The sequence below is a fragment of the Candidatus Methanoperedens sp. BLZ2 genome (assembly GCF_002487355.1).
In the GTDB taxonomy this organism is placed as follows: domain Archaea; phylum Halobacteriota; class Methanosarcinia; order Methanosarcinales; family Methanoperedenaceae; genus Methanoperedens.
On record NZ_NTMG01000004.1, the window covers coordinates 1 to 7,505 of the forward strand.

The following is a 7,505-nucleotide window of genomic DNA, read 5'->3' on the forward strand; positions in this document are numbered from 1 at the left end:
TGTTCTCATAAATTAGAGTGAGGGGTTTATAATTATGATTTATTGGATGGGCTCCCTCTTTCCGTAAGAGTTTTATATTCTCTAATCACATTTAAGAAATGCCCAAAAAATAATTCGGTAAAATGTTTAAAAAAGTATATGAAATGTCGAAAGAACGGCTGTTTTTCATTGATAACCTGAGAATTTTACTTATAATCCTGGTGATTATTTTTAATCTGGCATTATTATATGGATCTCCAATAGGCAACCGACCGTATCATGAAAGCCAACCGCCTGGGATAATTGAAAGTATTATCGAAAGTACCTTATATTTATCATTTCTTGCCGTAACTGAGTCCTTTTTTATGGGCTTCTTTTTCATGATCTCAGGCTATTTTACTCCCGGATCTTATGACCGAAAAGGAGCGTTGCTTTTTTTTAAAGATAGGCTGCTCAGATTGGGCATACCCCTGCTATTTTACGTAATTTTTATTCATCCAATTATGGGATACGCAATATCATTATCAACGAAACAATTTTCCGGATCTTTTTTGGATTTTCTCGCTTTGTATATAGGGAATTACAGAGTACTTGGCAGCGGACCTTTATGGTTCCTCGAAGCACTGCTGATCTTTGAAGGTTTTTTATGCCATGCGATTTATTATATAATACGTCGCAGCTTAATTATTTTAAAATACCAAATTTATTCCGGGCATGTGCGAAATGTAGGGCATACGCACCGTGACATTGCATTTTGACTTCCGGGCAGATTCCCAGACCTTACCACAAACTTTATAATTTAATAATTGGTTAATTAATTAAGAGGCTTGACATTTCAAGAAACATTCTAAAATGGAGACGTAATGAAAATTCGATATATACTGACCGATTATGTGAATCAGCAATTGGCGCAGGCTGTCTATGATAAACTTGAAGATGGTACATTTAGCGGACGGATTCCATCATGCAAAGGTGTAGTAGCTTTTGGCTCAACATTGCGTGAATGTGAAGAAGAGTTGCACTCCACTCTTGAAGATTGGATCCTGGTGGGCCTGAAATTGAATCATCCTTTGCCAGTGATCGCAAAAATTAATCTGAATACTACTCCGACTTATGAGCCAGTGGAAGCCGTGTAAGCGGCGTGATTTCATCAGACGGTTGAAAAAACTTGGCTTTGAGGGGCCGTATTCTGGTACCCGTCATCACTTTATGGTATACGAGCAGCATCGTATGGCGATTCCTTCCAATACTGAATACTCAGTGCCTCAAGTCCGGTTTATGATAAGAGAGATAGAGGAAATTATAGGTCGTGTGATAACAGCGGGCGAGTGGCATGAATTGTAACCGTGCAACAGCGCAACATCACGCAATCCAAAACCTATATCCCTCCCGACCACCCAATATTAATCAAGGTGAGTGTAATGCCAACAATTGTTCATTTTGACCTGCCAGCGGATGATCCTGAACGCGCCAAAAAATTCTACGAAAATCTGTTTGATTGGAAATTCGATAAAGTACCGATGCCGACGCCGTATTATCTCATAGAGACCTCAGACCTGGAAGGAAATCCCGGAGTCAGGGGCGGGATGGGAAAAAGAGGGCTGCCCGGACAGCAGGTCTCGAATTATATCGATGTCCCTTCAGTAGATGATTACCTGGCAAAGGTAAAAAATCTGGGTGGCAATGTCATCATGCAAAAAACAGCCGTTTCGGGCTGGGGATATCTTGCGATATGCGTTGATACCGAGAACAATACATTCGGGCTGTGGGAAGAAGACAGTAATGCGAAGTAATTTTTCCGCAATTTAGCGGGGAGGAAATATATGGCTGAAAACAAAACAAGAAGAAACGTCGCAAAGCATACTGAGGAGCTCGTCATCACGCGCATATTTGACGCGCCGCGCGAGCTCGTGTGGAAGGCGTGGAAAGATCCTGAACTCATGAAGCGCTGGTGGGGGCCGAAAAACTTCACGGCGCCCGTTATCAAGATCGATTTCCGCATTGGGGGCAAATACCTGTATTGCATGCGATCGCCGGAGGGACAAGATTTTTGGAGCACTGGTGTTTATCGCGAAATAGTTGAACCGGAGCGTATCGTCTGCACCGATTCCTTTGCAGATGAGAAAGGCACCAAGGTTTCGCCTTCGCACTACGGAATAAGTGGCGATTGGCCGACAGAATTTCTGGTGACTGTGACGTTCGAAGAACATGAAGGCAAAACAAAGATGACTTTGAGGCATGCCGGTATTCCGCCGGGGCAGATGAGCGATATGGCAGAAGCCGGCTGGAACGAATCCTTCGACAAGCTTGCCGAAAGTCTAAAATAGGTAAATTGAAATATAAATAACCAATTGTAACTGACAGAAAATAAATAGACAAAAATTACAGCAACACCAGGCATATAACAGATCTTAATTACAAGGGAATTTGACGCGCCACGAGAATGAAAACTGAAATACCAGGATTAAAAAAACAGGTCATTTTAAGATTCATAATGGCGCCCGTTTTTATTGGCTTGATATTGTTCTTACCTGCGGGTACATTGTATTACTGGCAGGCGTGGATCTATTGCGGAGTTCTTTTTATTCCAATGTTCTTTGTGGTATCATATTTCTTAAAGAAAGACCCTGAACTCCTGGAGCGGCGAATGAGAATGAAGGAAAAGGAAGAAAAACAAAAAACAATAGTAAAATTTGCAGCTATCATTTTCCTCATCGGCTTCATAATACCCGGCCTTGACTATCGCTATCACTGGTCTAAAGTACCTGTTTATCTCGTTATTACTGCAAATGCTATCGTTTTTTCAGGTTATATATTCGTTTTCCGCGTTCTTCGGGAAAATAGTTACGCTTCCCATATCATTGAAGTTGAAAAAGGGCAGAAAGTTATTACGACAGGCCCTTATGCATTGGTTCGCCACCCTATGTATCTGGGAGTATTGCTGATGTATTTATTTACTCCGCTTGCTCTTGGTTCATATTGGGCAGTGCCCTTCTTCCTGCCACTGATTCCATTGATCATATTAAGGATATTAAATGAAGAGGAAGTGTTGTTAAGGGAACTGCCGGGTTACAGGGAATATTGCCAGAAAATGAAATACCGTTTAATTCCATTGATCTGGTAAATTTTTTCATTCAAGTTCCGGGTAGTCTATGTATCCTTTTTCCTCGCCCGCGTAAAAGGTCGAAACATCCGCGGAATTAAGTGCTGCATTTTTCCTGAAACGCAAAGGCAGGTCAGGATTAGCCAGGAACAAAACTCCAAATGAGATAAGGTCAGCCTCGCCTTTTTCAATCGCTTCATTCGCGCTATGGGCATCATAGCCTCCATTTAAAATGAGCGTTCCATGGAATATCTTACGAATGACCGGAGCCAATCGCGCTTGAGGTGCTATTACCCCCAATCTTCCTCCAATGGGCTCTATCATGTGAAGATATCCGAGCTTGATCTTATTCAATTCTTTTGCAAAATTTGAAAATGTCTGGCCAGGATCCGTATCAGACATTGAATGGGATGAAAAATGTGGTGAGATCCTGTAACCTACCCTTTCCGCACCCCATACACTCACGACAGCTTCTGTAACTTCAAGAGGAAGACGAATCCGGTTCTGTAAACTTCCACCATATTTGTCTTTTCGGCGGTTTGAGCCATCTCTCAGGAACTGATCCAGCAGATATCCGTTTGCGCCATGGATCTCAACTCCATCAAAGCCTGCCAATTTTGCATTCTGTGCGCCTTTCCTGAATTGCTCTATAATATCAGGTATCTCGTCTGTTTCGAGAACTCTTGGGATCACGAATTTCTTTTTGCCAGGAGGCGTATGAATCTCGCCCTCTACCGGAAGTGCAGAAGGCGCAACAGGCAGTTCGCCCCCGAGGAGGTCAGGATGCGATACTCGTCCTACATGCCAGAGTTGAAGAAAAATTATTCCCCCGGCTTTATGAACTGCGTCAGTCACTTTCTTCCAGCCTGCAACCTGAGAAGATGAATGTATTCCAGGGGTACGGACGTAACCCACCCCCTTAGGGCTCACCTGTGAGCCTTCCGTAATTATTAAACCTGCCGAAGCTCTTTGTGTATAATAGGTAACTGCTAATGGATTAGGAATATTTCCCTCAATTGCACGACAACGAGTCATAGGCGCCATAACCATGCGGTTTGATAATTCAAGTTCGCCAAATTTGTATTTAGTTAATAGATCCATATCTACTCCTGTTCCCTTTAGTTTAATTTATTTCAATAGTATTTATCATTATACGTGTTAAAACTTCACCTTGATAATGCCAAACATTAAATATATGATAATGGATTGAAATAATTATGGTAAAAGGTATTGAACAGAAACAAAATGATGAAGTCGAACAAATAGAGATAAAAATCATCAGGTTATCAAGAATTGGTTCAAATGATCAGGTCGTACTCTTAGGGGAAAACAATAAGGAGGTCATAGCACCTGTGCAGATTATTAAAAGTCTGGTGGATAGAAGAGAATTTCGCCCCTGGGAACTTAATAACTTCCTTGAAGGTAAAATAAATTCAGTAGTTCCAATCCAACCTTTCATTGCTTATCCTGTAATAAATAAAACTACCGGTTTATGCTATTTAATAACATTTGAAAAAATAATCCCGACAACACCTGAATTCATTGATGCACAGATGTATGGAAGACCTTATTCGATACCTTCCGTGATCAAGTTCGGTTTGGGAACATATAGGATAAAGACAAAAAACAACCTGCCTGTAACTGTTAATCTTGGTAATTTCAGCAACAACAGCTCAATAAGGTTTGAGGGTCTGAATATTAATCGAAAATTCGGTCATACGGCAAAGCCTGTCCATAGCCTCATAAAAATCCTTCGGGATATCGCGGAACTCGATGCTCAAAATGATTTTAAGACACCTGAGGAACTTTTGAAGGCTTTGAATAAAAGACTTTAATTATGCCCATTTAACTGGTAATTATAATGCAGAAAAGGTGGCAAGAGGAGCTTTGCCACCTTTGCTGGTACACAACCTATCCTTGATTTAACAATATTCAATATGTATTCTTGAGAATATATAGATTTTTAAAAATTTAATGCTCAGTATAATTGTCATCATTATGTACGTGTATATGATTAAGATAAAAGGACGAATGGGTCCGTAGAGTGTTCTACTTAAATTTAAATTCCCATAAACCCTCACCTTTGTTCTCTTTTTTCATCAGGTGCTCCATCTCATGGGCAATGTCATACGCCGTAGAACCGTCAAACACAAGTTCTTTTTGTGCGAGTTCTTCCACTTTTATCTCTTTTTTAAGAGGATGAACAGTCGCTTTTATGATACGATCACTTCCAACCCTCACCTTATATGGACGCACTACAAGCATTCTTGCAATTTCATTCCCGCATTTTTCAAGCCTGTGGACAGTCCCCTCTTCCTCATTAAGAACTGGATTTATGAACAGATAAATCTCCTCAAGGGAATATCCTAATTTCTTTTCGTCATCGTAAACGGTAGTCTTGTCCATCACTGCTATCGTCTTTATATCTTCTACCGAATAACTCCAGTCACCGCCATCTCTTAATGAGAGCAAAAGCGGGATAAATGCGTCGGCAGGTATGTCAAAACTTGAAATCAGTTTTTTCTCTGCGCTTGTGAAGTCCATTGCCTTCTTCAGGTGTTCTATGTCCATACTCTGATATATTGTTTGTCTGGTTAAACCTAAATATATATGGGGAAAAACCCACAAAAACTTCTTTTATGCTGGAAACATTATTGATATGTCAGGCCAAATTCTGATATATGGGGGAAATGATGACTATTAACCTGGATAATATCCAGATAACCAGAAATAAATTTTTCAACGAATTAGAGGGTATTTTTCCTCCTGCTGCTGTGGGAAAAACACCCTTTGAAGTAGTAGATGAGCATAGCAGGTTTAATTTTAAGCTTCTTCGATATGTAAAAGAAAAGGATAGCAAGAGAATTGTACTTATTGTTCCGCATATAATAAACAGACCTTATATCCTTGATCTTCATAGCGATGTCAGCGTCATAAGAAAGTTCTGTGAATATGGCTTTTCAGTTTATATGTTTGATTGGGGCTATCCTACAATGGAACAAAGAAAAATATCTTTCTCTGATTATGTACGTTACCTGGATGCTGCAGTGGATTCCATAAGCAAGGAAAAGGGGATCAAGAGAGTTTTGGTTCTTGGATATTGCACCGGAGGCATAATTTCGCTCATGTATGCCTCTTTACATCCCGAAAAGGTGGAAAAGCTTATCCTGCTGGCAACCCCGGTGGATTTTTCCAGGTGGTATGATCCGAGGATATTATGGGGAAAGGTATTTAACGTTCGCAGCGTTGTGTCCCTCTACGGCAATGTGCCAGGTGAATTAATTCTCCTTTTTGGCCGTAGCTTGTTTATGTATCATCTTCCATTTTTCTCAATGAGCACAGAATTTAATAAAGAGTTTTTGACTTATGAGTCATGGCGGGATGCTTTAAGGATGAATAGGTGGTTAATTGATACGCCATTGATACCGGGCTCTATGTATATTCAATTCATTGAGGATTGCTACCAGAGAAATTTGCTAATCAATAATAAGATGAGAATCGATTCCCAAATCGTCGACCTGAGAAAAATTCATTGCCCTCTACTTAACATACTGGCTAAATATGACCATATTGTTCCTTTATCATCAGGCAAAGCGCTAAAAGATGTTTATTCAGGGAAGAGTTATGAAGAAATCGTCTTTCCTTCATCTCACATTGGTCTTTCGGTGAGCAAGGAAGCACATTTGAACCTGTGGCCAAAAGTTTGCGAATGGGCAGTGCGGACCGGGTAAATGGAGGTTAAAAATTAGACAAAGGCTATATATTCTCGAAGAACTTATTTAATAATAGGACTTGTATCATAGTTTAAAATCAAAAACGATAGACAACATGTGAAGTGGTGATTGGGAAATGGTATCTGATAAATTTCATGGACATACCATACTTTATCGAGGTGAATCTCGATGAAGTTATGGATGACCCTGTACGCGATGATCTGGATTGCGTTAATCGAGTTTCTTCTCGTGATGATCTCCGGGGGCTCTCTGGTTCTGCTATATCTGCACATCGTGCTGGGCATTGCCATCATAGGGCTTGCTTTTTACAACTTCTCAGGTATTCGCAAATCCAGGGTCATGGGCAGGGTGAAGCGCATCGCGCAGGTAAGTCTCAATCTTTCAGTGTGGGCGGGTATATTCGGAGCTGTGCTCTTCTTTGATATTGGCAAGGCTCTGGTCATCCCGGTAATCAATACCTCAATTTATGGTCTCATCCTTTTCTTCCATATCATATGCGCCTTTGCGATCATTACTCAGGCCGCTGCAATAGCGATCGCGTATGATATGTGGGAGGACAAAGAGTTTGTAAAGGAGACGGATCCAGGAATCGTGCCGCCTAATCCCATGCAGCAGAAAGGTTAAAGAAATTATAAATGCTCCGATGGGGAGCATATAGAAATAGTTTATACTCCTATACCTCCTATTGA

At 40.7% G+C, this 7,505-nt stretch carries 10 protein-coding genes; 8 read left to right on the forward strand and 2 right to left on the reverse strand.

The window, feature by feature from the left end; translation table 11 throughout:
• The first annotated feature begins 143 nt into the window (after positions 1-143).
• The 5 genes from CL181_RS21440 to CL181_RS00155 all read left to right on the forward strand — a co-directional run bounded on the left by CL181_RS21440 (position 144) and on the right by CL181_RS00155 (position 3,103).
• Entirely contained in the window at positions 144-737 is a 594-nt protein-coding gene (locus CL181_RS21440) for an acyltransferase family protein (RefSeq protein ID WP_369332911.1), read from the forward strand.
• 105 nt (positions 738-842) lie between these two features.
• Positions 843-1,115 carry a type II toxin-antitoxin system HicB family antitoxin gene (locus tag CL181_RS00135; protein WP_097297223.1) on the forward strand — a complete coding sequence of 91 codons (273 nt, stop codon included), beginning with the start codon at positions 843-845 and terminating at the stop codon, positions 1,113-1,115.
• Between the two features lie 285 nt (positions 1,116-1,400).
• On the forward strand, positions 1,401-1,772 hold the full coding sequence (locus CL181_RS00145) for a VOC family protein (protein WP_097297225.1): 372 nt from the start codon (positions 1,401-1,403) through the stop codon (positions 1,770-1,772).
• A gap of 30 nt (positions 1,773-1,802) precedes the next feature.
• Complete coding sequence (locus CL181_RS00150) at positions 1,803-2,306, forward strand: SRPBCC domain-containing protein (RefSeq protein WP_097297226.1); 504 nt, start codon at positions 1,803-1,805, stop codon at positions 2,304-2,306.
• A 116-nt stretch (positions 2,307-2,422) separates the two neighbouring features.
• The gene (locus CL181_RS00155; protein ID WP_097297227.1) at positions 2,423-3,103 is read left to right on the forward strand and encodes an isoprenylcysteine carboxylmethyltransferase family protein; all 681 of its coding nucleotides are present in this window, start codon (positions 2,423-2,425) and stop codon (positions 3,101-3,103) included.
• 6 nt (positions 3,104-3,109) lie between these two features.
• On the opposite strand, the gene CL181_RS00160 is transcribed toward CL181_RS00155, so the two are convergent.
• Complete coding sequence (locus CL181_RS00160) at positions 3,110-4,183, reverse strand: alkene reductase (protein WP_097297228.1); 1,074 nt, start codon at positions 4,181-4,183, stop codon at positions 3,110-3,112.
• Between the two features lie 116 nt (positions 4,184-4,299).
• Here CL181_RS00160 and CL181_RS00165 point away from each other — a divergent pair, with 116 nt between their 5' ends.
• Complete coding sequence (locus tag CL181_RS00165) at positions 4,300-4,917, forward strand: hypothetical protein (RefSeq protein ID WP_097297229.1); 618 nt, start codon at positions 4,300-4,302, stop codon at positions 4,915-4,917.
• A 214-nt stretch (positions 4,918-5,131) separates the two neighbouring features.
• Here CL181_RS00165 and CL181_RS00170 read toward each other — a convergent pair whose 3' ends face one another.
• Positions 5,132-5,653: a RimK/LysX family protein gene (locus tag CL181_RS00170; RefSeq protein WP_097297230.1), complete on the reverse strand. Its 522-nt coding sequence runs from the start codon at positions 5,651-5,653 to the stop codon at positions 5,132-5,134.
• A gap of 119 nt (positions 5,654-5,772) precedes the next feature.
• Here CL181_RS00170 and CL181_RS00175 point away from each other — a divergent pair, with 119 nt between their 5' ends.
• Together CL181_RS00175 and CL181_RS00180 are read left to right on the forward strand one after the other, a co-directional pair.
• Positions 5,773-6,813: an alpha/beta fold hydrolase gene (locus CL181_RS00175; RefSeq protein WP_217993034.1), complete on the forward strand. Its 1,041-nt coding sequence runs from the start codon at positions 5,773-5,775 to the stop codon at positions 6,811-6,813.
• 171 nt (positions 6,814-6,984) lie between these two features.
• The gene (locus tag CL181_RS00180) at positions 6,985-7,440 is read left to right on the forward strand and encodes a hypothetical protein (protein WP_097297232.1); all 456 of its coding nucleotides are present in this window, start codon (positions 6,985-6,987) and stop codon (positions 7,438-7,440) included.
• Positions 7,441-7,505 lie beyond the last annotated feature (65 nt).